General features: G+C 59.7%; 23 protein-coding genes. 10 read left to right on the top strand and 13 right to left on the bottom strand.

What is annotated here, in order from left to right; genetic code table 11:
* Positions 1 to 300: 300 nt before the first annotated feature.
* Complete coding sequence (gene tyrS / locus H043_RS0103615; protein WP_027610745.1) at positions 301 to 1,500, bottom strand: tyrosine--tRNA ligase; 1,200 nt, start codon at positions 1,498 to 1,500, stop codon at positions 301 to 303.
* A gap of 212 nt (positions 1,501 to 1,712) precedes the next feature.
* On the opposite strand from tyrS, the gene H043_RS0103610 reads away from it, so the two are divergent.
* Positions 1,713 to 3,137, top strand: coding sequence for a peptidoglycan DD-metalloendopeptidase family protein (locus H043_RS0103610; RefSeq protein ID WP_027610744.1), 1,425 nt, complete (start codon positions 1,713 to 1,715; stop codon positions 3,135 to 3,137).
* A 3-nt stretch (positions 3,138 to 3,140) separates the two neighbouring features.
* Positions 3,141 to 4,232, top strand: a complete 1,092-nt coding sequence (locus H043_RS0103605; RefSeq protein WP_027610743.1) for an anhydro-N-acetylmuramic acid kinase — start codon at positions 3,141 to 3,143, stop codon at positions 4,230 to 4,232.
* Between the two features lie 75 nt (positions 4,233 to 4,307).
* On the opposite strand, the gene erpA is transcribed toward H043_RS0103605, so the two are convergent.
* Entirely contained in the window at positions 4,308 to 4,658 is a 351-nt protein-coding gene (erpA, locus tag H043_RS0103600; RefSeq protein WP_003228776.1) for an iron-sulfur cluster insertion protein ErpA, read from the bottom strand.
* A 168-nt stretch (positions 4,659 to 4,826) separates the two neighbouring features.
* Positions 4,827 to 5,861, bottom strand: coding sequence for an N-acetyl-gamma-glutamyl-phosphate reductase (gene argC, locus H043_RS0103595; RefSeq protein ID WP_007966420.1), 1,035 nt, complete (start codon positions 5,859 to 5,861; stop codon positions 4,827 to 4,829).
* 135 nt (positions 5,862 to 5,996) lie between these two features.
* Here argC and hemJ point away from each other — a divergent pair, with 135 nt between their 5' ends.
* From hemJ to coq7, 6 genes are all read left to right on the top strand, one after another.
* Positions 5,997 to 6,425, top strand: a complete 429-nt coding sequence (gene hemJ, locus H043_RS0103590) for a protoporphyrinogen oxidase HemJ (RefSeq protein ID WP_027610742.1) — start codon at positions 5,997 to 5,999, stop codon at positions 6,423 to 6,425.
* A gap of 34 nt (positions 6,426 to 6,459) precedes the next feature.
* On the top strand, positions 6,460 to 7,428 hold the full coding sequence (locus H043_RS0103585; RefSeq protein ID WP_027610741.1) for a nitronate monooxygenase family protein: 969 nt from the start codon (positions 6,460 to 6,462) through the stop codon (positions 7,426 to 7,428).
* A gap of 79 nt (positions 7,429 to 7,507) precedes the next feature.
* Entirely contained in the window at positions 7,508 to 8,455 is a 948-nt protein-coding gene (locus H043_RS0103580; protein ID WP_027610740.1) for a DUF805 domain-containing protein, read from the top strand.
* A 61-nt stretch (positions 8,456 to 8,516) separates the two neighbouring features.
* The gene (locus H043_RS0103575; RefSeq protein WP_027610739.1) at positions 8,517 to 9,305 is read left to right on the top strand and encodes an SDR family oxidoreductase; all 789 of its coding nucleotides are present in this window, start codon (positions 8,517 to 8,519) and stop codon (positions 9,303 to 9,305) included.
* A gap of 80 nt (positions 9,306 to 9,385) precedes the next feature.
* Positions 9,386 to 9,724 carry a histidine triad nucleotide-binding protein gene (locus tag H043_RS0103570; protein WP_003228789.1) on the top strand — a complete coding sequence of 113 codons (339 nt, stop codon included), beginning with the start codon at positions 9,386 to 9,388 and terminating at the stop codon, positions 9,722 to 9,724.
* 197 nt (positions 9,725 to 9,921) lie between these two features.
* A complete protein-coding gene (coq7, locus tag H043_RS0103565; RefSeq protein ID WP_027610738.1) occupies positions 9,922 to 10,569 on the top strand; it encodes a 2-polyprenyl-3-methyl-6-methoxy-1,4-benzoquinone monooxygenase in 648 nt (215 codons plus the stop codon).
* Positions 10,570 to 10,685: 116 nt separating this feature from the next.
* Here the strand turns inward: coq7 and speD are convergent, their stop codons facing one another.
* Positions 10,686 to 11,480 (bottom strand): adenosylmethionine decarboxylase, encoded by a 795-nt coding sequence (gene speD / locus H043_RS0103560; protein ID WP_027610737.1) that lies wholly within the window; start codon positions 11,478 to 11,480, stop codon positions 10,686 to 10,688.
* Between the two features lie 237 nt (positions 11,481 to 11,717).
* The gene (locus H043_RS0103555) at positions 11,718 to 12,140 is read right to left on the bottom strand and encodes an OsmC family protein (protein ID WP_003228794.1); all 423 of its coding nucleotides are present in this window, start codon (positions 12,138 to 12,140) and stop codon (positions 11,718 to 11,720) included.
* Positions 12,141 to 12,379: 239 nt separating this feature from the next.
* On the opposite strand from H043_RS0103555, the gene crp reads away from it, so the two are divergent.
* Entirely contained in the window at positions 12,380 to 13,024 is a 645-nt protein-coding gene (crp, locus tag H043_RS0103550; RefSeq protein ID WP_007966430.1) for a cAMP-activated global transcriptional regulator CRP, read from the top strand.
* A 10-nt stretch (positions 13,025 to 13,034) separates the two neighbouring features.
* Here crp and H043_RS0103545 read toward each other — a convergent pair whose 3' ends face one another.
* From H043_RS0103545 to H043_RS0103530, 4 genes are all read right to left on the bottom strand, one after another.
* Positions 13,035 to 13,733, bottom strand: a complete 699-nt coding sequence (locus tag H043_RS0103545; protein WP_027610736.1) for a lipoate--protein ligase family protein — start codon at positions 13,731 to 13,733, stop codon at positions 13,035 to 13,037.
* A 134-nt stretch (positions 13,734 to 13,867) separates the two neighbouring features.
* Entirely contained in the window at positions 13,868 to 14,704 is an 837-nt protein-coding gene (gene trpC, locus H043_RS0103540; protein WP_027610735.1) for an indole-3-glycerol phosphate synthase TrpC, read from the bottom strand.
* A complete protein-coding gene (trpD, locus tag H043_RS0103535) occupies positions 14,701 to 15,750 on the bottom strand; it encodes an anthranilate phosphoribosyltransferase (RefSeq protein WP_003228800.1) in 1,050 nt (349 codons plus the stop codon). The genes trpC and trpD overlap by 4 nt, the downstream gene beginning before the upstream one ends.
* Before the next feature lie 9 nt (positions 15,751 to 15,759).
* A complete protein-coding gene (locus H043_RS0103530) occupies positions 15,760 to 16,353 on the bottom strand; it encodes an aminodeoxychorismate/anthranilate synthase component II (protein WP_027610734.1) in 594 nt (197 codons plus the stop codon).
* Positions 16,354 to 16,760: 407 nt separating this feature from the next.
* On the opposite strand from H043_RS0103530, the gene estP reads away from it, so the two are divergent.
* Positions 16,761 to 18,671, top strand: a complete 1,911-nt coding sequence (gene estP / locus H043_RS0103520; RefSeq protein WP_027610733.1) for an esterase EstP — start codon at positions 16,761 to 16,763, stop codon at positions 18,669 to 18,671.
* A 173-nt stretch (positions 18,672 to 18,844) separates the two neighbouring features.
* Here the strand turns inward: estP and trpE are convergent, their stop codons facing one another.
* From trpE to H043_RS0103500, 4 genes are all read right to left on the bottom strand, one after another.
* A complete protein-coding gene (gene trpE, locus H043_RS0103515) occupies positions 18,845 to 20,326 on the bottom strand; it encodes an anthranilate synthase component I (protein WP_027610732.1) in 1,482 nt (493 codons plus the stop codon).
* Positions 20,327 to 20,397: 71 nt separating this feature from the next.
* Positions 20,398 to 21,216, bottom strand: a complete 819-nt coding sequence (locus tag H043_RS0103510; protein ID WP_027610731.1) for a phosphoglycolate phosphatase — start codon at positions 21,214 to 21,216, stop codon at positions 20,398 to 20,400.
* A complete protein-coding gene (rpe, locus tag H043_RS0103505; protein WP_003228808.1) occupies positions 21,213 to 21,887 on the bottom strand; it encodes a ribulose-phosphate 3-epimerase in 675 nt (224 codons plus the stop codon). Before rpe ends, H043_RS0103510 begins: the two co-directional genes overlap by 4 nt.
* Positions 21,888 to 21,967: 80 nt before the next feature.
* The gene (locus H043_RS0103500) at positions 21,968 to 23,116 is read right to left on the bottom strand and encodes an iron-containing alcohol dehydrogenase (RefSeq protein ID WP_027610730.1); all 1,149 of its coding nucleotides are present in this window, start codon (positions 23,114 to 23,116) and stop codon (positions 21,968 to 21,970) included.
* Between the last annotated feature and the right edge of the window lie 114 nt (positions 23,117 to 23,230).

The raw sequence follows: 23,230 nt of genomic DNA, 5'->3' as shown, positions 1-23,230 counted from the left end.
TTCTTCAACAACTTCAACCACTTGCGCTTCCGATCTCTCGTTAGCGGGAGGCGAATTCTACAGCGTTACACGCTGCTGTCAACACCTCTTTTTCTCCGCTTTCGACCGAGAAGATCTAACCGTCAAAAGAGCCAAGCATCACCGCTCTTTCAACTCCTTCCAGGCTTCGATGAACTGAAGCAAGTCGCTGCCGAAAACTGCGTAACTCATTGAATCTCAAGGAGTTTTCCGTTTCGACTGCGCCGGAAGTGGGGCGAATTATAGACTTCTAAAATTCGCCGTCAACCCTTATTTCAAACTTTATTCAGCTTTCAGTGTGATTCGTGCAAATGCCTTCTTGCCCGCCTGGCAAACGTGGGTCGCGCCCAGCACATATATAAAGGAGCGATCAACCACCTCACCATCCACACGCACACCACCGGAAGCCAACAGATCACGCGCAGCCGCCGAGTTCTTCACCAGGCCTGCCTTATTAAGGACGGCCGCAATTGGCATATCTTCAGCAGAGGCCAGTTCGATCTCCGGCAGATCATCCGGCAGTTCGCCATCCTTCATACGGTTACCGGCAGCGCGATGAGCATTGGCCGCAGCCTCCTCACCATGGAAGCGCGCGACAATCTCTTCCGCCAACTTGATCTTGATGTCGCGCGGGTTAGCCCCCGCCTCAACATCTGCACGGAAGGCATTGATCTCATCCATCGAACGGAAGCTGAGCAGCTCAAAGTAACGCCACATCAGCGCATCCGGAATCGAAACCAACTTGCCGTACATGACACCCGGCGCTTCCTGGATACCAACGTAATTGCCCAACGACTTGGACATCTTCTTCACGCCATCCAGACCTTCCAGCAACGGCATGGTCAGAATGCACTGAGCTTCCTGGCCGTACCCACGCTGCAGCTCACGCCCCATCAGCAGGTTGAATTTCTGATCGGTACCGCCCAACTCAACATCCGCGCGCAGAGCAACCGAGTCATAACCCTGAACCAGCGGATAGAGGAACTCATGAATAGCGATCGGCTGATTGGTGGTGTAACGCTTATCAAAGTCATCACGCTCAAGCATACGCGCGACAGTGTATTGCGAAGTCAGACGAATAAAGTCCGCCGGCCCCATCTGATCCATCCAGGTGGAGTTGAACGCAACTTCGGTCTTCGCCGGATCAAGAATCTTGAACACCTGAGACTTGTAGGTCTCGGCGTTTTCCAGAACCTGCTCGCGAGTCAAAGGAGGACGCGTAGCGCTCTTGCCGCTTGGATCACCGATCATCCCGGTGAAGTCACCAATCAGGAAGATCACCTGATGCCCCAATTCCTGGAACTGGCGCAGCTTATTAATAAGCACGGTGTGACCCAAGTGCAGATCCGGGGCGGTTGGATCGAAACCAGCCTTGATACGCAGCGGCTGGCCGCGCTTGAGCTTCTCGATCAGCTCGGACTCGACCAATAGTTCTTCCGCACCACGTTTAATCAGCGCTAGCTGCTCTTCAACCGACTTCATAACAGACCCGCAAGGCTCAGATTCAAAGGGAACCAACCATACAAGATCGTGCACCAATTACAAGTTTTGCCCGGCGCACGGACACCAATCTGCAGACAGGGTGTCTGTAGACTTGCTTCGGGGATGATTTGGTTATATTTTATACAGTTATTTCATCTTCATCATGTCATTCATCTTTTCCAATTCATCTTTTTTCAAAGTCAAAATTACTTATGACCACTGAACCGTCTAAAGCGCCACCGCTTTACCCGAAGACCCACCTGCTCGCCGCAAGTGGAATCGCCGCCCTTCTCAGTCTGGCGCTCCTGGTATTTCCTTCCAGTGATGTTGAAGCCAAAAAGACGACCCTGAGCCTGGAACTGGAAAGTCCTGCTGAACAACTGACACAAGATCAAGACGCTGCTGACGCGATTCAAGCCACAAATGAGCCAGCAGCCTCACCTTTCGCCCAGATCGAAAACAGCACCGAAGAAACCCCGAAAACCGCTGAAGCCGCACCTGCCCCAGCTCCGGCTGCAGAGAAATCAAAAGCCCCGGGGCACCGCGAAGTCGTCGTATCCAAAGGCGATACGCTCTCTACATTGTTCGAGAAAGTCGGTCTGCCAGCCGCTGCTGTCCACGAAGTGCTGGCCAGCGACAAACAAGCCAAACAGTTCAGCCAGCTCAAGCACGGCCAGAAGCTGGAGTTCGAACTGAACCCGGAAGGCCAACTGAACAGCCTGCACAGCAAGGTCAGCGATGTCGAAACCATTACCCTGACCAAGAATGACAAGGGCTACGCATTCAACCGCGTAACAGCCAAGCCGACCGTTCGCACGGCTTACGTGCACGGCGTGATCAATAGCTCCCTGTCACAATCCGCTGCCCGTGCAGGCCTGTCCCATAGCCTGACCATGGATATGGCCAGCGTCTTCGGCTACGACGTCGACTTCGCTCAGGACATCCGTCAAGGTGACGAATTCGACGTGATCTACGAGCAGAAAGTGGTCAACGGCAAGGCAGTTGGCACCGGCCCGATTCTGTCTGCACGCTTCACCAACCGCGGCAAGACCTACACCGCCGTGCGTTACACCAACAAACAAGGCAACAGCAGCTATTACACCGCTGATGGCAACAGCATGCGGAAAGCGTTCATTCGTACCCCGGTGGACTTCGCCCGCATCAGTTCGAAATTCTCCATGGGCCGCAAACACCCGATCCTCAACAAGATCCGCGCCCACAAAGGTGTCGATTACGCAGCGCCACGCGGTACGCCGATCAAGGCTGCCGGCGACGGTAAAGTATTGCTGGCCGGCCGCCGCGGTGGCTACGGCAACACGGTGATCATCCAGCACGGCAACACCTACCGCACGCTGTATGGCCACATGCAAGGCTTTGCCAAAGGCGTGAAAACCGGCGGCAGCGTCAAGCAGGGCCAGGTGATCGGCTACATTGGTACCACCGGCCTGTCCACCGGACCGCACTTGCACTATGAGTTCCAGGTCAACGGTGTTCACGTCGACCCGCTGGGCCAGAAGCTGCCGATGGCAGATCCGATCGCCAAGTCCGAGCGCGCACGCTTCCTTGCGCAGAGCCAACCGCTGATGGCGCGCATGGATCAAGAGAAGGCCACCATGCTGGCTTCGAGCAAGCGCTAAGCCATGGCTCTTTATATCGGCGTGATGTCCGGCACCAGTCTCGATGGGCTGGACATCGCCCTGATCGAGCAGACCTCGGCGATCAAACTGATCGCCACGCATTACATCCCCATGCCTGAACCCCTGCGCGCCGAGCTGCTTGGCTTGTGCGCCAGCGGCCCCGACGAGATTGCCCGCTCGGCGATCGCCCAGCAGCACTGGGTCAAACTCGCTGCACAGGGCATCCATACCCTCCTCGATCAGCAGCAACTAAAGCCTGAGGCCATTCGTGCAATCGGCAGCCATGGCCAGACCATTCGCCATGAGCCCGCTCGTGGCTTCACAGTGCAGATCGGCAATCCCGCACTACTGACCGAGCTGACCGGCATCACCGTGGTTAGCGACTTCCGCAGCCGCGACGTGGCTGCTGGCGGTCAGGGTGCCCCGCTGGTACCAGCCTTCCATGAGGCTTTGTTCGAAGAGCGTAACGGCAACCGCGCAGTCCTGAATGTCGGCGGTTTCAGCAATCTCAGTCTGATAGAACCGACCAGGCCTGTAGCCGGTTTCGACTGCGGCCCTGGGAATGTGCTGATGGATGCCTGGATTCATCAGCAACGCGGCGAGAACTATGATCGCAACGGCCAGTGGGCAGCCACCGGCACGGTCGAGCCAGTCTTGCTGAAAGCTCTGCTCGGCGACCCGTTCTTCGTGACCAAAGGCCCGAAGAGCACTGGCCGGGAAGTGTTCAACCTGCCGTGGCTGGAGCACCACCTCTCAAGTTTGCCGAGCTTCGCTGCTGAAAACGTTCAGGCAACGCTGCTCGAACTGACGGCGCAGACCATCGTCGAGTCGCTGCAAAGCGCTCAATCCGATACGCGGGAAATGTTGGTCTGCGGCGGCGGCGCTCACAACGCTACGCTGATGAAACGTCTTGCCGACCTGCTGCCTAACGCCACCGTCGCCAGCACCGCCACTCACGGCGTCGATCCGGACTGGGTCGAGGCAATGGCCTTCGCCTGGCTGGCCCATTGCTGCCTCGAAGGCATTGCCGCCAATCGCCCGAGCGTCACCGGCGCCAAAGGCCTGCGGGTACTCGGCGCCATCTATCCCAACTGAATAAAACGCCAGCAACAAAAAACGCCGCAGAACCGTAAGGCTCTGCGGCGTTTTGTTGTGCGCAGCGAGGTGCGATCAGATCGAGAACGAAGAGCCGCAACCACAGGTCGTGGTGGCGTTCGGGTTCTTGATCACGAAGCGCGAACCTTCCAGACCTTCCTGATAGTCCACTTCGGCACCCGCCAGGTACTGGAAACTCATCGGATCGACCACCAGACTCACGCCTTCGCGCTCGACGATGGTGTCGTCCTCGGCCACATCCTCATCGAAGGTGAAGCCGTACTGAAACCCTGAACAACCACCGCCCGTAACGAATACGCGCAGCTTCAAGCGATCATTCCCCTCTTCATCGACCAGGCTCTTCACCTTGTGCGCAGCACCTTGGGTGAATTGCAAAGCCGTGGGGGTGAAGGATTCGACGCTCATGCTGACTATCTCCCGGCGTTACGCCGCCATAATGCGTGATGACGCGCATTATCCGCTTGTCCTAGAAAATCGGTCAACTATTGTTACGGTATATCAATAAACCCGACCAACTGCCCAGAATGAAAAAAGGCCCGTTTGACGGGCCTTTTTGCTGTGTTGCCGAACGTGTTACGGCAGCATACCGGCGTGGGACAAACCGAAGCGTTCATCCAGGCCGAACAGGATGTTCATGTTCTGCACCGCCTGACCCGACGCGCCTTTGACCAGGTTGTCGATCACCGACAGCACCACCACCAGATCACCATCCTGCGGACGATGCACAGCGATGCGGCAGACGTTGGCGCCACGTACGCTGCGGGTTTCCGGATGGCTACCGGCCGGCATCACGTCGACGAACGGCTCGTTGGCATAACGCTTTTCGAACAGTGCCTGCAGATCCACCGAACGATCAACCACGGTCGCGTAGAGCGTGGAATGAATGCCACGAATCATCGGGGTCAGGTGCGGGACGAAGGTCAGACCGACATCCTTACCGGCAGCGCGACGCAGACCCTGGCGAATTTCCGGCAGATGACGGTGACCTTTCACCGCATAAGCCTTCATGCTTTCCGACGTCTCGGAGTACAGCGAGCCTACAGAAGCACCGCGACCGGCACCGCTGACGCCGGACTTGCAGTCGGCGATCAGACGCGAAGTATCAGCCAGACCCGCTTCAAGCAGCGGCAGGAAACCCAACTGTGTGGCGGTTGGATAGCAACCCGGTACGGCGATCAGACGCGCCTTCTTGATCTGCTCACGATTGACTTCCGGCAGACCGTAGACCGCCTCGTCCAGCAACGCCGGCGCACCGTGTGGCTGTCCGTACCATTTGGCCCATTCTTCAGCGTCCTGCAACCGGAAGTCCGCTGACAGGTCGATGACCTTGGTGCCCGCCGCCAACAGTTCACCGGCCAACGCATGGGCAACGCCGTGCGGGGTGGCGAAGAACACCACATCGCACGCACCCAGGGTTTTGATGTCCGGCACGCTGAACGCCAGACCGTCGTAGTGGCCGCGCAGGTTCGGGTACATGTCAGCCACGGCCAGACCGGCCTCGGATCGGGAAGTGATCACCACCACTTCTGCCTGCGGATGCTGTGCCAACAGACGCAGCAGTTCGACACCGGTGTAACCCGTGCCGCCGACGATACCGACCTTGACCATAAACCTGCCCTCAACGAACCCACTGGAAAGCCGTCGATAATAGGGGCCGCGCGCCCCTGCGACAACCATCAAGGTGACGTGCGGACGCTCAAGCCTCTACTATCCCGGCTACCGTGAACCTGGGAATAACCAAAAATGCTCTATCTATGGATCAAAGCGTTTCACATCGTCAGCGTCGTCTGCTGGTTTGCCGGGCTGTTCTACTTGCCGCGGCTGTTCGTTTATCACGCGCAAAGTGAAGACGCGATCAGCAAGGAACGCTTCAGCCTCATGGAGCGCAAGCTGTATCGCGGCATCATGGGCCCGGCGATGATCGCCACGCTGATCTTCGGCGGCTGGCTGATCTACCTCAATCCGGGCATCTTCAGCATGGGCGGTTGGATTCACGCCAAGCTGACCCTGGTGGTGCTGCTGATCGGCTACCACCACATGTGCGGCGCGCAGGTAAAACGCTTCGCCCGTGGCGAGAACACCCGCAGCCATGTCTTTTATCGCTGGTTCAATGAAGTGCCGGTTCTGATATTGCTGGCTATCGTAATTCTGGTCGTGGTCAAGCCGTTCTAACTTCATAACAGCATCACATCTCGGGGGATTTCCAATGTCGCTGCCCGCTTTGCTCGAACAACGTCTGCGCTTGCCGATAGTGGCGGCGCCGATGTTCCTGATCTCCAACCCGGAGCTGGTGCTCGCCTGCTGCCGTAACGGCGTGGTTGGCAGCTTCCCGGCGCTGAACCAGCGTGAAAGCAGCGGCTTCAAGGCCTGGCTGGAGGAGATTGAAGCGGGCCTGGCGACACTGGACAACCCGGCGCCGTATGCAGTGAACCTGATCGTGCACAACAGCAATCCGCGCCTGCAGGCGGATCTGAACATCTGCGTCGAGCATAAGGTGCCGATTGTCATCACCAGCCTCGGCGCGGTGAAGGAACTGGTCGATGCCGTGCACAGCTACGGCGGCCTGGTGTTCCACGACGTGACCACGCGCCGGCATGCCGAGAAAGCCGCCGAAGCCGGAGTCGACGGCTTGATCGCCGTCGCGGCGGGCGCCGGCGGCCATGCCGGCACCTGGAGTCCGTTTGCACTGATCGCCGAGATCCGCGAGTTCTTCGATAAAACCCTGCTGCTTGCCGGGTGTCTGAACCACGGCCATGAGATTTTGGCCGCACAGCTGCTCGGCGCGGATTTGGCCTACTTCGGTACGCGATTTATCGGCACCACCGAAAGTCATGCGCCTGACGCCTATAAGGACATGCTGCTGACGGCCAAGGCGGCGGACATCATTCATACTCCTGCAGTCTCCGGAGTACCGGCCAGCTTCATGCGTCAAAGCCTGGAGGCGGCGGGTTTCGACATGGCCGCGCTGCAAGGCAAGGGCGAGGTCAATTTCGGTGACAAGCTCAAACCGATCAACGATGAAGCCAAGGCCTGGAAGACCGTGTGGTCGGCCGGCCAGGGCGTAGGCCAGATCGACGACCTGCCGAGCGTCGACCAGTTGATCGCCCGGCTCGACGCGGAATATCGTCAGGCGCTGGAACGCGCGGCGCAATTGCCAAAACGCTGGCCACGCTGAGAAAAATCAGGCCAGTGATCGACGGACTGGCCTTACACTTGCTGACCTTCAATTCATTCGCGACAAGGATGCCTCGGCCATGAGCGAACCTCGTTACAAGATCGTTTTCGACGGTGCTCTCCAGCCCGGTGTCGATCTCACCACCGCCAAGCTCAATCTGGCGGCCCTGTTCAAAAGCGATGTTGCCGCCATCGAGCGCCTGTTCAACGGCAGCACCGTCGCCCTCAAACGCGACCTGACCCACAGCGATGCGCAGACTTATCTGCAAGCACTGAGCAAGACCGGGATCGATGCACGGATCGAAAGCGAAACGGCGATCGAACTGAGTCTGTCGGACGTGCATGAACAACCGGCGACTTTCAACGAACCCGCATCACCCTATGCGCCACCTCGGGCCAACGTCGGCGAAAACCTGCCAGCATTCGCAGTGCTCAAGCCCTTCAGCGTCGAAGGCCGGATCGGTCGCCTGCGGTTTCTGGCCTGGACGATGGTGCTGAGCCTGGTGACCCTGCCGATCGTGGGCATATTCGCCCTGCTCGCTCTCGGACTAGTCAGTGGCGACTCCACCACCGGCCTGATCATTGGCGGGATATTCGCGTTCTTCCTGTTCCTCGGCTTCATCATTGTAAGCATTCTGTTCAGCGTACAGCGCCTGCACGATATCGGCTGGTCCGGCTGGCTGTGGCTGCTGAACCTGGTGCCGTTCGTGGGCAGCTTCTTCCCGCTGGTGATCATGGTCGTGCCGGGCAACACCGGCGCCAACCGCTACGGCCCGCCACCGCCCCCCAACAGTACTGCGGTCAAAGTGCTGTGCTCGCTCTGGATCGTGTTCTTCGCCCTGGTGTTTGCCGGCGGCATGCTCGGCGGTATTTCGGCCATTCAGCAAGAATATGAAACCAACCTCGAGAGCAGCTATGAAAGCGGCTCGGTCACCACCGATGAAGTCGAGGTCGAGACTGAACCGGCGAATTCCGTGGACGATGCAGCCGAAGCGCCCCCGGCCCCTGTAGACTCTGCGAAAGAATGAACAACGCTCCCCGCCGTGACACCTGCGTCGCTGGCGCGGAGCTGTTGCGATGGAGAATTGCATGACCCGTTACGCTCTGATCACCGGCGCCTCCAGCGGCATCGGCCTGGCCATGGCCGAAGCGCTGGCCCGGCGCGGTCGCAGCCTGATTCTGGTGGCCCGCCAGCGTGATCAGCTGGAAAGTATCGCGATCGAACTGACCCAGCGCTTTGGCGTGGAGGTGTTGTTCCGCGCCTGCGACCTGGGCGAGCCATTGCGCTTGTCCGGCTTCCTGCTGGAACTGGAAGAAGGCGACCGGCAGATCGATCTGCTGGTCAATTGCGCCGGCATCGGCACCTGCGGCCCGTTCCTCGCCCAAGACTGGATGACCGAGCAGGATCTGATCGAAGTCAACATCCTCGCCCTCACCCGCCTGTGCCACGCCATCGGCAACAGCATGGCGCTGCAGGGCGGCGGACAGATCCTCAACGTCGCCTCGGTGGCGGCGTTCAATCCCGGCCCGTGGATGAGCACTTACTACGCCAGCAAGGCTTACGTATTGCACTTCTCCGAAGCGCTGCGGGTTGAACTGAAACAGAGCGCGGTCAAAGTCTCGGTACTTTGCCCCGGCCCGACCCGCACCGCATTCTTCCGCACCGCGCAGCTCAACAGCGACAAACTCAAGGACAGCAAACTGCTGATGAGTCCCGAGGAAGTCGCGCTTTACACCGTGCGTGCACTGGAGAAAAACCGCGCCATCATCATTCCGGGACGACGCAACCGCTGGCTGGCCTTCCTGCCACGCCTCGGCTCGCGCTGGCTCAATCGCACCATCGTCGGCATGGTCAACAAGGCTTACTGCCCACGCTGAACTGTCCTACGGCAAAACACTGGGCGGGGTCATTTCCCATGAGTACACTCAGGCCAGCCCCCACAACGGAGAAAACAGCAGTGGATACTCTGTTCACCAAGATCATCAACCGGGAAATCCCGGCCAAGATCATTTACGAGGACGACCAGGTTCTGGCGTTCCACGACATCGCCCCTCAGGCACCGGTGCATTTTCTGGTGATCCCGAAGAAACCGGTGCGCACCCTCAACGACCTGACCGAAGACGACAAGGCACTGGCCGGGCACATCCTGTTCACTGCCCAGCGTCTGGCGCTGGAGCTGGGCTGCGAGGAAGGCTTCCGGGTGGTGATGAACTGCAATGAAAAAGGTGGTCAGACCGTCTATCACATTCATATGCACGTACTGGGTCAGCGCCAGATGAACTGGCCGCCGGGCTGATTCACTGCATCCGCCCCTGTAGGAGCGGGCTTGCTCGCGAAAGCGGAGTGTCTGACATTGATATTCTGAAGGTGCCGACGCCTTCGCGAGCAAGCCCGCTCCCACCAAAAGCATGACCGCGTGGCAAATGACCCAGCGCAAACCTTCCCCGGCCGATTCGGTTAAACTGGCGGTCGAGATTTTTCCCGGAGGTCAGCATGACTACCCAACGTCACTACTCGCCGATTGACCGTCTTCTGCTGCAAGCCGATGCCGCGATGCGGACCCTGCTGCCCTTCAGCGGTCAGCCCTACCGTCCGTCGCCAGCCATCGTGCAGCCGGATGTGCAGATGAGCGACGAGGACACCCGCCACGTCGCTGGCCTGATGCGCATCAACCACACCGGTGAGGTCTGCGCCCAGGCGCTGTACCAAGGGCAGGCGCTGACTGCAAAATTGCCGCAGGTGCGTGCCGCCATGGAGCATGCCGCCGAAGAAGAAATCGATCATCTGGTGTGGTGCGAGCAGCGCATCCATCAGCTGGGCAGTCACACCAGCGTGCTCAATCCGCTGTTCTACGGGATGTCGTTCGGCATTGGCGCCGTCGCCGGCCTGATCAGTGACAAGGTCAGCCTCGGCTTCGTCGCGGCCACCGAGCATCAGGTGTGCAAACACCTGAACGAGCACCTGGAACAATTGCCGGCCGAGGACGAGAAGTCCCGGGCGATTCTGGAGCAGATGCGCATTGATGAAGAGCATCATGCGGAGAGCGCACTGGATGCGGGCGGTTTCCGTTTTCCGGCGCCGGTGAAGTTCGGGATGAGTCTGTTGGCGAAGGTGATGACCAAGAGTACCTACAGGATCTGACTTCAGTGTTGTCTCGCAGGGCCCCTTCGCGAGCAAGCTCGCTCCCACAGGGTTCTGTTTCGGTAATAAAAAAGGCGACTACCGCACGGTAGTCGCCTTTTTTGTGCCCGGGAATCTTACGCCGGCATGTTGCGCGCGTAGAAGATTTCCAGCATTTCGTGTTTCACACGCTCGGTCACCTGAGCACGCTGCTCGGAGGACAGGTTGCTGGTGGCGTCGCCGAACAGGTAGTTATCCAGTTCGAAGTTCTTCAGCAGCATTTTGGTGTGGAACAGGTTTTCCTGGTACACATTCACGTCGGTCATCTGGTACGCGTCGCGAGTGTCTTCGGAAAGGTAGTTCTGGATCGAGTTGATCTCGTGGTCGATGAAGTGCTTGTTGCCTTCAACGTCACGGGTGAAGCCGCGCACACGGTAGTCCACAGTCACGATGTCCGAATCGAACTGGTGAATGAGGAAGTTGAGCGCTTTAAGCGGTGAAATGACACCACAGGTCGACACGTCGATGTCCACACGGAACGTCGCAATACCGGCGTCCGGATGGATTTCCGGATAGGTATGCACCGTGATGTGACTCTTGTCGAGGTGGGCAAGGATGATTTCGGGCAATGGACCCGGGGACTCTTCGATCTGGCTGTCAGTCGGGGTCACCGGCTCTTCCGAGATCAGAATCGTGACGCTGGCACCCTGAGGCTCATAGTTCTGACTCGCGATGTTCAGAATGTTGGCACCAATGATTTCGACAACTTCCGTGAGGATCTGCGTCAGGCGTTCGGCGTTGTACTCTTGATTGATGTACTCGACGTAAGCCTGCTGGTCTTGCGGGGTTTCCGCGTAGCAGATGTCATAGATGTTGAAGCTCAAGGTCTTTGTCAGGTTATTGAACCCGTGGAGCTTGAGTTTGCTTTTCACCGTTAAAAACTCTCTATGTATGCGGCGCAGCCGCGTGATCAAGCATGCCCGTCAAGTGCGAACAACGCACCTGCGTAGGACGGTTAACACCTCTTCGCGATGGCGATTTTGGTTATCTGTTCAGGCGGACGATCCGTCGGTTGACCGATCACTGCCCTGAAAAAAGTGGCGCATTATGCAGACGTCAGCGAGGGATCGCCAGAGTCTGCACTGCTTTTATGATAGTTGAATGTCGATTCAACCGAGCTCGACGATTTCATAATCGTGAGTGATCGCCACGCCGGCCGCGCCGAGCATGATCGAGGCCGAGCAATACTTCTCGGCAGACAGTTCGATGGCGCGCTTGACCTGGGCTTCTTTCAGGCCACGGCCCTTGACCACGAAGTGCATGTGGATCTTGGTGAACACCTTCGGATCTTCGGTCGCTCGCTCGGCTTCGAGGAACGCTTCGCAGCTTTCAACCGCCTGACGCGACTTCTTCAGGATGCTGACCACGTCGAAGTTGCTGCAACCGCCAACGCCCAGCAGGAGCATTTCCATCGGGCGAACACCCAGATTACGACCACCGGCGTCCGGTGGTCCGTCCATGACCACAACATGACCGCTACCGGATTCGCCGAGGAACATGGCTTCGCCAGCCCATTGGATGCGTGCCTTCATCGCCAAGACTCCACTGTAGAAAAAAGGGTCGCCAGCTTAGCACAGGCCTTTGCTCTGGCAGCGCCCGGCGTTCCTAGGACGGATGCCTCAGCTGCGTAGGTAATTTCTCGAATTTTCGACGAAGTGTCTGGTAAGCTGGCGCCAATTCGCTGGCGCCAATTGTCAGCCTGTGTAGCGACCGCCTTCAGCGCCTCATAAAAAAATCAAACATCACCGTGCAGTCTTTTCGGGATACAACCATGGTTGCTATTACCCCCACACCCAAAATCAAGAACCTCGACAAGCTGTTGATGCACTGCCAGCGTCGTCGCCATGCGGCCAAGAGCAACATCATCTGCGCCGGCGATCGCTCGGACACGCTGTACTTCATCATCAAAGGTTCGGTCACCATCTTGATCGAAGATGACGACGGCCGCGAAATGATCATCGCCTACCTCAACGCCGGGGACTTCTTCGGCGAGCTGGGTCTGTTCGAACAGGCAGGCCAGGAACAGCAACGCAGCGCATGGGTGCGGGCCAAGGTCGAATGCGAAATCGCCGAAATCAGCTACGTGAAGTTCCGCGAACTGTCGCAGCAGGATCCAGACATTCTTTACGTCCTCAGCGGACAAATCGCCCAACGTCTGCGCAATACCACGCGCAAGGTCGGCGACCTGGCGTTCTTCGACGTTACCGGTCGCGTGGCCCGCTGCCTGCTGGAGCTGTGTAAGCAGCCCGACGCAATGACTCACCCTGACGGCATGCAGATCAAGGTAACCCGTCAGGAAATCGGCCGAATTGTCGGTTGTTCGCGGGAGATGGTCGGTCGCGTGCTCAAGGATCTTGAAGAACGCAACCTGGTCGATGTGAAAGGCAAGACCATGGTGGTCTTCGGCACGCGCTAAGCGCGCAAAATCAGGCGCTGTAGACCTGCGCCAGCATCAGACGAAACAGCTCATCCAGACGCGCCAAAGCCGTTGGCGCGACGAACTTCTCATGCAGGGCGATGTGGCTTTCGGCGCGCACCCGCTGCTCCAGACCGCAAGCCTCGTTGAAGCGATTGACCGCTGCAACCATCGACTCGCGCTCGTTATCCATCAGCATCGCCCCGTGCACCAGCCCCACCGGACGCTGCCCGCCCTGACTCTGGCGCCAGCGCTGAGCGGTGCCGACCATCTTGCGGCCGTCGAGATTGACGTTGAAACGACCGTCGCAGAACGCGCCGTCGATTTCGCCCAACGACGACACACCACCCAACTCATCGAGCAATTCACAGATCGGATCACACAGGCGCCGGTAACCGGTTTCGATGCGGTTCAGATCGCCCTCGCTGCGGGGCGGGGCGTAAACCAATGCGATGTTGATGGTTGAAGCGGATTGCGGGACCGGTTCACCGCCGGTTTCCCGCAGCAAGACTGGCCAGCCGGCAGCGGCGGAGACTTCGCAGGCATGCTCGAAACCAGGCAGACGATTGAGGCGGCGCGGCATGACCAGGGCGCGATCGCTGGGTTGCCAGAACAGCAGGCCGAATTCGGCGTCGCCGGCGCAGACGGAAGCGAGCAAGTCTTGTTCGGCTTGCAGGCCGGCTTCGATGGGGAGGCAAACTGGAGTCATAAAGAAATCCGTTAGACGAGCAGTCTGTAGTGAATCTTATGACCCCTTCGCGAGCAGGCTCGCTCCCACATCAAGAATACATTTCCTGTGGGAGCGAGCCTGCTCGCGAAAGGGGCGACTCGGTCTGAAGCAGATCAGTCGAGGGTCGAACCACTGACCGGAACGCCACGCTCCGGGAAGAACAGGCGCTGCAGTTCGGTGCCCGGGCTTTCCGCGCGCATGAACGCTTCGCCGACCAGGAACGCATAAACGTCGCTGATTTCCATCAGCTCGACATCGGCACGGTTGAGGATGCCGCTCTCGGTAATCACCATACGGTCGCGCGGGATGCGCGGCAGCAGGTCGAGGGTGGTTTCCAGGCTGACGTCGAAGGTGTGCAGGTTGCGGTTGTTGACCCCGACCAGCGGCGTGTCGAGGGTTTTCAGTGCGCGTTCCAGCTCATCGTCGTCGTGCACTTCCACCAGCACGTCGAGACCGACGCCTTTGGCGACCGAGGCCAACTCAGCCATTTTCACGTCGTCCAGTGCGGAGACGATCAACAGCACGCAGTCGGCGCCCAGTGCGCGGGCTTCGACGATCTGGTACGGATCGATCATGAAGTCCTTGCGGATTACAGGCAGTTTGCAAGCGGCGCGGGCCTGTTGCAGGTAGGCATCGGCGCCCTGGAAGTAGTCGATATCGGTCAGTACGGACAGACAGGTCGCCCCGCCCTTCTCGTAGCTCTTGGCGATGTCGGCAGGCACGAAGTTCTCGCGAATCACACCTTTGCTCGGCGAAGCCTTCTTGATTTCAGCAATCACCGCCGGTTGTTTCTTCTTGGCCTGCGCCAGCAATGCCTGGGCAAAACCACGGGGTGCATCGGCCGCCTTGGCCAGACTTTCCAGCTCGCTCAGGCTGACACGAGCGCTGCGCTCGGCGACTTCCTGGACTTTGCGCGCCAGAATGTTTTCCAGAACCGTCGGTACACTCATCCCTCATTCTCCACTTTGAATACCGCGGTAAAGGCACCCAACTCCTCGAGTTTTTCCCGAGCAAGACCGGTGTGCAGTGCGTCGTGCGCAAGCGCCACGCCTTCTTTGAGACTGGTCGCCAGGTCAGCCGCGTACAGCGCCGCACCGGCATTGAGCACAATCATTTCGGCAGCCTTCTGGCCGTTTTCGGTCTTGCGCTTGCCCAGCGCATCGCGAATCAGCGCCAACGACGCTTCCGGGCCTTCGACCGACAGACCGTGCAGGCTCTGGCTCTTCATGCCCAGATCTTCCGGCTCGACCCAATATTCGGTGATTTCGTTGTTCTTCAGTTCAGCGACAAAGGTAGGCGCGGCAAGACTGAACTCGTCCAGACCGTCCTTCGAATGCACCACCAGTACGTGCTTGCTGCCCAGGCGCTGCAAGACTTCGGCCAATGGCCGGCACAGCGCGGGCGTAAACACGCCCACCACCTGATGTTTGACACCGGCCGGATTCGTAAGCGGGCCGAGCATGTTGAACAGCGTACGCAGGCCGAGATCGCGACGCGGGCCGGCGGCGTACTTCATGGCTTTGTGGTGGGTCTGGGCAAACATGAAACCGATGCCGACGTTGTCGATGCAACGGGCGACCTGTACCGGCGTCAGGTTCAGGTAGATGCCGGCTGCTTCCAGCAAGTCGGCGCTGCCGCTCTTGCCCGACACCGCACGGTTGCCGTGCTTGGCCACGGTGCAACCGGCTGCCGCGACAACGAAAGCCGAAGCAGTCGACACGTTGAAAATGTTCGCACCGTCACCGCCGGTACCGACCACGTCGACCACGCCGTCGAGGGTCTTGAGTTCGACCTGATCGGCCAGCTCACGCATCACCGAAACGGCACCGACGATTTCATCGATGCTCTCGCTCTTCATGCGCATGGCCATCATGAATGCGCCGATCTGCGCCTCGGTGCATTGACCGGTCATGATTTCGCGCATCACGTCACGCATTTCTTCGGTGCTGAGGTCGAGGTGTTCGACGATACGGCTCAGGGCTGTCTTGATATTCATGGGAAGTCCTTAGCGCGTGCCGCCGGTTTGTTTGAGGAAGTTGGCAAACAGTTCATGGCCCTGCTCGGTCAGGATCGACTCAGGGTGGAACTGTACGCCCTCAATGTTCAGGGTCTTGTGCCGCAGGCCCATGATTTCGTCGACTGAACCATCATCGTGCTGCGTCCACGCGGTCAGCTCAAGGCACTCGGGCAAAGTATCGTGCTTGACGATCAGCGAGTGGTAGCGGGTAACCGTCAGCGGATGGTTCAGACCGGCGAAAACGCCCTTGTCCTCATGGAATACCGGGCTAGTCTTACCGTGCATCACCTGACGGGCACGCACGACATCGCCGCCGAACGCTTGGCCAATCGACTGATGGCCGAGGCAGACGCCGAGGATCGGCAGTTTGCCGGCGAAATGCTTGATGGCTTCGATGGAAATGCCGGCTTCGGTCGGCGTGCACGGGCCTGGCGAGACCACGATGCGCTCGGGGTTGAGCGATTCGATTTCGGCGACGGTCAGTTCGTCGTTGCGCACGACTTTGACCTCGGCACCCAGCTCGCCGAGGTACTGCACAACGTTGTAAGTAAAGGAGTCGTAGTTGTCGATCATCAGCAACATGGCGTTTCGAACCTCTTGAATTCTGACTTGAAGACAGCCTTCGAATGACTTGCCCGCAGGGCGCTGCACGATGTCGGACGCGCAGGTGGCGTCGGCACAGCGGCATTTCAAACGGGCAAGGAAGGCAAAGCGATACAGATCCGGCCGGGCCGGCAGAAAAGATTCAGGCGCGCCAACGCCAACGGGCGTGTGCCTTGATGACTTGATCCAGAAGTTTGCTGACGATCAACACGGGGAAGGTCTCGTTCATACGTTCCGGCACAGTAACTTAGCTGGGCGGAGCGTGCAATATGGCGGGGCTGACGGGGGACAAAACTAAGGGAGGCTTCGCGACAGATGGCAAAACGCCGGGAGTTTTTGGTACTGTCGTTTCGTTCACCTACAACAATAAATAAACGGACTTGCTCATGATCAAACAGACGTTGTTTGTACCGCTCGCCGGTTGCCTGCTCGCCATGGCTTGCGCCCAGGCCTACGCAGCACCCGCGCCCTATTCGAACTTCATCGTGTTCGGCGATAGCTTGAACGACGCCGGAACCTTCAGGGACAGCGGCGGCCCGGCCGGCGCCACGCAGCGCTACACCAACCGCACCGGCCCGCTGTACAAGGATGGCACCGGGGAAAACCGTGACCTCAACGCCACCCAGATCATCGGCGGCAAACTGGGTTTCAGCCCCGACCAGACCGCCTCCTCATCCTCGGCCGTGCGTGCCGGCGAAGGCCTGGCCGATGGCAACAACTGGGCGGTGGGCGGTTACCGGACCGACCAGATTCTCGACTCGATCACCACGCAGTCCGCCACCGGCGAACGCACCCGCAGCGGTTACCTGCCGTCGAACGGCTTCCGTGCCGACCCGAACGCGCTGTATTACCTGTCGGGGGGCGGCAACGATTTCCTTCAAGGCCGCGTACTCAGTCTCGATCAGGCCAGCGCCGCAGCCGATCGCCTGGCCGACAGCGCCCGCACACTGCAAGGCGCCGGCGCCAAATACATCATGGTCTGGCTGCTGCCGGACATCGGCCTGACCCCGGCCATCAACGGCTCGCCGCTGCAGGGCTTCACCTCGCAGCTCAGCGCCCAGTTCAACACCGAACTGGTCAGGCAGTTGCAGGGCATCAACGCCGAAATCATCCCGCTGAACATCCCGGTGCTGCTCAAAGAAGCCTTCGCCAACCCGGCGCAGTTCGGCCTCGCGACCGACCAGAACCTGACGGCCACCTGCTTCAGCGGCAACAGCTGCACCGAGAACGCCCGATATGGCATCAACAGCGCCACGCCGGATCCGACCAAGCTGATCTACAACGACGCAGTGCACCCGACCGAAGCCGGCCAGCGCTTGATTGCCGACTACGCCTACTCGCTGCTGGCCGCCCCTTGGGAGCTGACCCTGCTGCCGGAAATGGCCCAGGGTTCGTTGCGTGCGCATCAGGATGAACTTCGCAATCAATGGCTGGCCGATTGGGAAAACTGGCAAGCCGTGGGCCAATGGCGCGCCATCGTTGCCGGCGGCGGTCAACATCAGGACTTCGACGGCCAACACAGCGCCGCCAGTGCCGACGGCAACGGCTACAACCTGAACATCGGCGGCAGCTATCGCGTCAACGAAGCCTGGCGTGTAGGTCTGGCCGCGGGTCTGTACCATCAGAAACTCGAAGCCGGCGACGCCGACTCGGAATACAAACTCAACTCCTACATGGGCACCGCGTTCGCCCAGTATCAGCAAAACCGCTGGTGGGGCGATCTGGCGATGACCGCCGGCAAACTCGACTACGACAGCCTCAAGCGTAAATTCCAGCTTGGGGTCAACGAGCGCGGAGAGAAAGGCGATACCGACGGTTACGTGCTGGCGATCAGCGGCCGCCTCGGCTACGACATCGCGCAGCAGGCCAGCAGCCCGTGGCACCTGTCGCCGTTCGTCAGTGCCGACTTTGGCAAGACCGAAGTCGATGGCTACTCGGAAAAAGGCGCTGACTCCACGGCGCTGACTTTTGACGACCAGTCGCGCAACTCGCGGCGCCTGGGCGTGGGTATCCAGGGCAAGTACCAGATCACCGCGCAGACTGAAGTGTTCGGTGAGTTCGCTCACGAACGTGAGTACAACGACGACCGCCAGGATCTGACCATCAACCTCAACAGCTTGCCGGGCAACCGTTTCACCCTCGAAGGCTACGAGCCGCAGACCAACCTCAATCGCCTGAACCTGGGCGTGAGCCATAAGCTCACGCAGGATTTGGCGTTGCGCGCCAGCTACAACGTGCGCAAGGATGATGACTTTACCCAGCAGGGGGTGAACGTCGGGGTCAGTCTCGATTTCTGATCTGCTGGCATAAAAAACGCGGCGCCCTCACAGGCGCCGCGTTTTTTTATGGCTGATCACAACACAATGTGGGAGCGGGCTTGCTCGCGAAAGCGGTGTATCAGCCGACATCAATTTTGAATGCCAGCCCGTATTCGCGAGCAAGCCCGCTCCCACAGGGGGATTGTGTGGACTCAGCTTTCCGGGGTTTGCTCAGCCAGGGCCACGGCGCGGAACATCGCGCGGCGTTTGTTCAGGGTTTCTTCCCACTCCAGCGCCGGGACCGAGTCGGCAACGATGCCGCCACCGGCCTGCACGTGCAGTTCGCCGTTCTTGATCACCGCGGTGCGAATCGCAATCGCGGTGTCCATGTTGCCGTTCCAGGCGAAGTAACCGACCGCACCGCCATACACGCCACGCTTGACCGGCTCCAGCTCGTCGATGATTTCCATCGCACGGATCTTCGGCGCGCCGGACAAGGTGCCCGCCGGCAGAATCGCCCGCAGAGCGTCCATCGCGGTCAGCCCGGCCTTCAACTGGCCGGTGACGTTGGAGACGATGTGCATCACGTTGGAATAGCGCTCGATAACCATTTTCTCGGTGAGTTTCACCGAACCGATTTCCGAAACCCGGCCAGTGTCGTTACGACCGAGGTCGATCAGCATCAAGTGCTCGGCGATCTCCTTGTCGTCCGACAGCAGGTCTTCTTCCAGCGCCAGATCCGCTTCTTCGGTGGCTCCGCGTGGACGAGTGCCGGCAATCGGGCGCACGGTGATCAGGTTGTCTTCGACCCGCACCAGCACTTCCGGCGAACTGCCGACGACGTGGAAGTCGCCGAAGTTGAAGAAGTACATGTACGGCGTCGGGTTGAAGCAACGCAGCGCACGATACAGATCGATCGGCGCCGCCTTGAAGTCGATCGACATGCGCTGCGACGGCACGACCTGCATGCAGTCACCGGCGAGGATGTATTCCTTGATGGTGTCGACGGCTTTTTCGTAATCGTCCTGAGTAAAACTGGAGCGGAACAGCGGGTCAGCCGCTTGCTGCTTGCTGAAATCCAGGCCACGGCGCGGGGTGATCGGCTGGCGCAGTTTCTCCAGCAGTGCCTGCAATTGCGCCTGCCCCTGCTCGTAAGCATCGGCTTGCGCCGGGTCAGCGAGGACAATCGCGTGCATCTTGCCGGCGAGGTTGTCGAACACCACCACCGCATCGGAAACCATCAGCAGAATGTCCGGCACGCCCAGTGGGTCCGGGTTCGGGCATTTGCCCAGACGTTTCTCGACATAACGCACACAGTCATAACCGAAGTAACCGACCAGGCCACCGTTGAAACGCGGCAGACCGGCAATGGTCGGCACGTTGTAGCGGGCCTTGAAGGTTTCGACGAAGGCCAGCGGGTCTTCGACGTCATGGCTTTCGGTCTCGACGCCGTCGACAGTGATGCTCACGTGATGGTCGTGCACTCGCAGTACGGTGCGGCACGGCAGGCCGATGATCGAGTAACGGCCCCATTTCTCGCCGCCCTGCACCGATTCGAGCAGGTAGGAGTTGGGCTGGTCGGCCAGTTTCAGGTAGATCGACAGCGGGGTGTCGAAGTCGGCCAGGGTTTCGCAGGCCAACGGAATGCGGTTGTAGCCATCAGCGGCCAGGCGCAGGAATTCTTCGCGGATCATGGGGTGCCTCGTGGTGTGAGGGGCAAATCAGTCAGGTGTGCAAACGCGCCGGCAAGCCGGCCAGGCATCAGTCAGGCGCGCCAACGCCAGCGGGCCAGGGCCTTGATGACTTTCATCCAGAGTTTGCGGGTGACCACCACGATGGCGTTTCCAGAAGGAGATTGAGAAGCGTCGGGCAACGTTATCTCAGCGGCAGTACCGAGGCAACCGGGAATTAGCTTGCGCAGATCGTCGATCACCAGTGCCGGGGATTCCTCGGCAATCGGTCGACCGTGGTTGTAGCCGTAGCTCAGCGCCACGCACTTGACCCCCGCCGCTTTCGCCGCCAGTACGTCGCTGCGCGAGTCGCCGACGAACAGCGATTGCGAGGCAGGAATGTTGGCCATCTTCATCACGAAGAACAGTGCCGCCGGGTCGGGTTTCTTTTGCGGCAGGGTGTCGCCACCGATGATCCATTTGAAGTAGCGGCCGATCTTCATCTGATCCAGCAACGGCGCGACAAAACGCTCCGGCTTGTTGGTGATCAATGCCATGGCCACGCCCTGTTTGTGCAGCCATTTGAGAGTGTCGCGTACGCCGGGATAGACCACGGTCAACTCGTGGCTCGCGCCATAGGCTTCCATGAATGCTTCCAGCGCGTGCTCGGCCTCGACGTCATCCACCGCCGAATGATCGATGCCACCGGCCAGCGCCCGGCGCACCAGCACCGGTGCGCCATTGCCGACCCACTCGCGCACCGCCTCGATACCGGCAGGCTTGCGGCCGAGGGAGAGCAGCATGGTGTCCACCGCCGCCGCCAGGTCGGGAACCGAGTCGATCAACGTGCCATCCAGATCGAACATCACCAACCGTGGCAGTTGCCCCGGGAACAGCTGCTCAAAACCGCTCATGGGCGCGCCAGCGCCAGTTCGGAACGCATCTTGTCGATGACTTCCTGATAGTTCGGCGCATTGAAGATTGCCGAGCCGGCCACAAAGGTGTCAGCGCCAGCGGCCGCGATTTCACGGATATTGTTGACGTTGACCCCGCCGTCGATTTCCAGACGGATGTCACGCCCCGAGGCATCGATGATCGCCCGCGCTTCGCGCAGTTTGTCGAGGGTGCCAGGAATGAACTTCTGCCCGCCGAAGCCCGGGTTGACGCTCATCAGCAAGACCATGTCGACCTTGTCGATCACGTACTTGAGCACGTCCAGCGGGGTCGCCGGGTTGAACACCAGGCCGGATTTGCAGCCGCCTTCACGGATCAGTTGCAGCGAACGATCGACGTGTAGCGTGGCTTCCGGGTGGAAGGTGATGTAGGTCGCGCCGGCCTCGATAAAGTCGCCAACGATGCGATCCACCGGGCTGACCATCAGGTGTGCGTCGATCGGCGCAGTGATGCCGTACTTGCGCAGGGCCGCGCAAACCATCGGGCCAATGGTCAGGTTCGGCACGTAGTGGTTGTCCATGACATCGAAGTGAACGAAGTCGGCACCGGCGGCCAGAACATTGTCCACTTCCTCGCCGAGGCGGGCGAAGTCGGCGGAGAGAATCGACGGAGCAATTACGAAGGGCTGCATGACGCACCTTTTCTGAGCTAAATCACGATGGCGCGCATTGTATACCTCAAGTTTCCGTGCGCGCACCGTGACCGCGATGATCAGTACGCCGCTCGGTAGATCTTCTCGATATCCGCAGCGCTGAGCTTGCGCGGGTTGTTGCGCATCAAACGCTCGATTCCCGCGGCCTCCACGGCCATGGCCGGGATCGCCTCTTCCGGCACACCGAAACTGCGCAGCCCGGCCGGAATTTCCACCGCAGCGCACAGTTCGGTCATTGCCTGCACGGCTTTGTCCGCCGCCTCGGTGGCGCTCAGATGCGCGGTCTTCACCCCCATGGCCTCGGCGACATCCTGCATGCGCTCGACGCAGGCCATCTTGTTCCAGGTCATGACGTACGGCAGCAACAAGGCGTTACTGACGCCATGGGCGATGTTGAAGCGCCCGCCCAACGGATAGGCCAACGCATGCACCGCGCCGACTCCGGCATTGCCGAACGCCATCCCGGCCATCAGGCTGGCGGTGGCCATGTCCTCACGGGCCTGCAGATTGGCGCCATTGGCATAGGCCTTGGGCAGCGACCTGGCAATCAACCTGATTGCGCCGAGCGCCAGCGAATCGGTGATCGGCGAAGCGTTGACCGACAGATAGGATTCAATGGCATGCACCAGCGCATCGACGCCACTGGCGGCGGTGACGCTGCGCGGGCAGGTCAGGGTCATTTGCGGACTGACCAGCGCAACGTCCGGCAACAGATAATCGCTGACGATGCCCTTCTTCAGTTGCGCGACCTTGTCGGAGAGGATGGCGACGTTGGTCACTTCCGAGCCGGTGCCGGCGGTGGTCGGGATGGCGATCAGCGGCGGACCTTTGCGTGGCACCTGATCAACGCCGAACAGGTCTTCCAGCGCGCCGTGGTATCCGGCATACGCGGCGACACTCTTGGCGATGTCGATGGCACTGCCGCCGCCGAGACCGATCAAGCCGTCATGCCCGCCCTCGCGATAGACGCGCATGCAATCTTCGACGATGGCGATTTCCGGGTCCGGTAGCACCCGGTCAAAAATCTCGTACTCGCGCCCGCCCAATTGGCACAGCGCCAGCTCCACGGTGCCGGACTTGACCAGCGCGGCGTCGGTGACGATCAGCGGGTTGTCGATATCGAGGCGGGTGAGTTCGGCGGCCAGTTGCTCGATGGCCCCGGCGCCGGTGATCAGTTTGTGAGCGATTTTGAACTGGGACAGACTCATTGTGCGCAGCCTCTTATAGATGTGGGAGCTGAGCACAAGCGTAGCTGAGGGTTTGGGGTTGTCTGGTATTCACTCCATGAATGACTGAGTGGAAAGGGCTACATACCTCTGATG

This window comes from Pseudomonas sp. URIL14HWK12:I6, from assembly GCF_000514195.1.
GTDB classification, from domain to species: domain Bacteria; phylum Pseudomonadota; class Gammaproteobacteria; order Pseudomonadales; family Pseudomonadaceae; genus Aquipseudomonas; species Aquipseudomonas putida_A.
The sequence above is the reverse complement of the archived record's forward strand: the minus strand, read 5'-3'. Positions and strand labels throughout refer to the sequence as shown.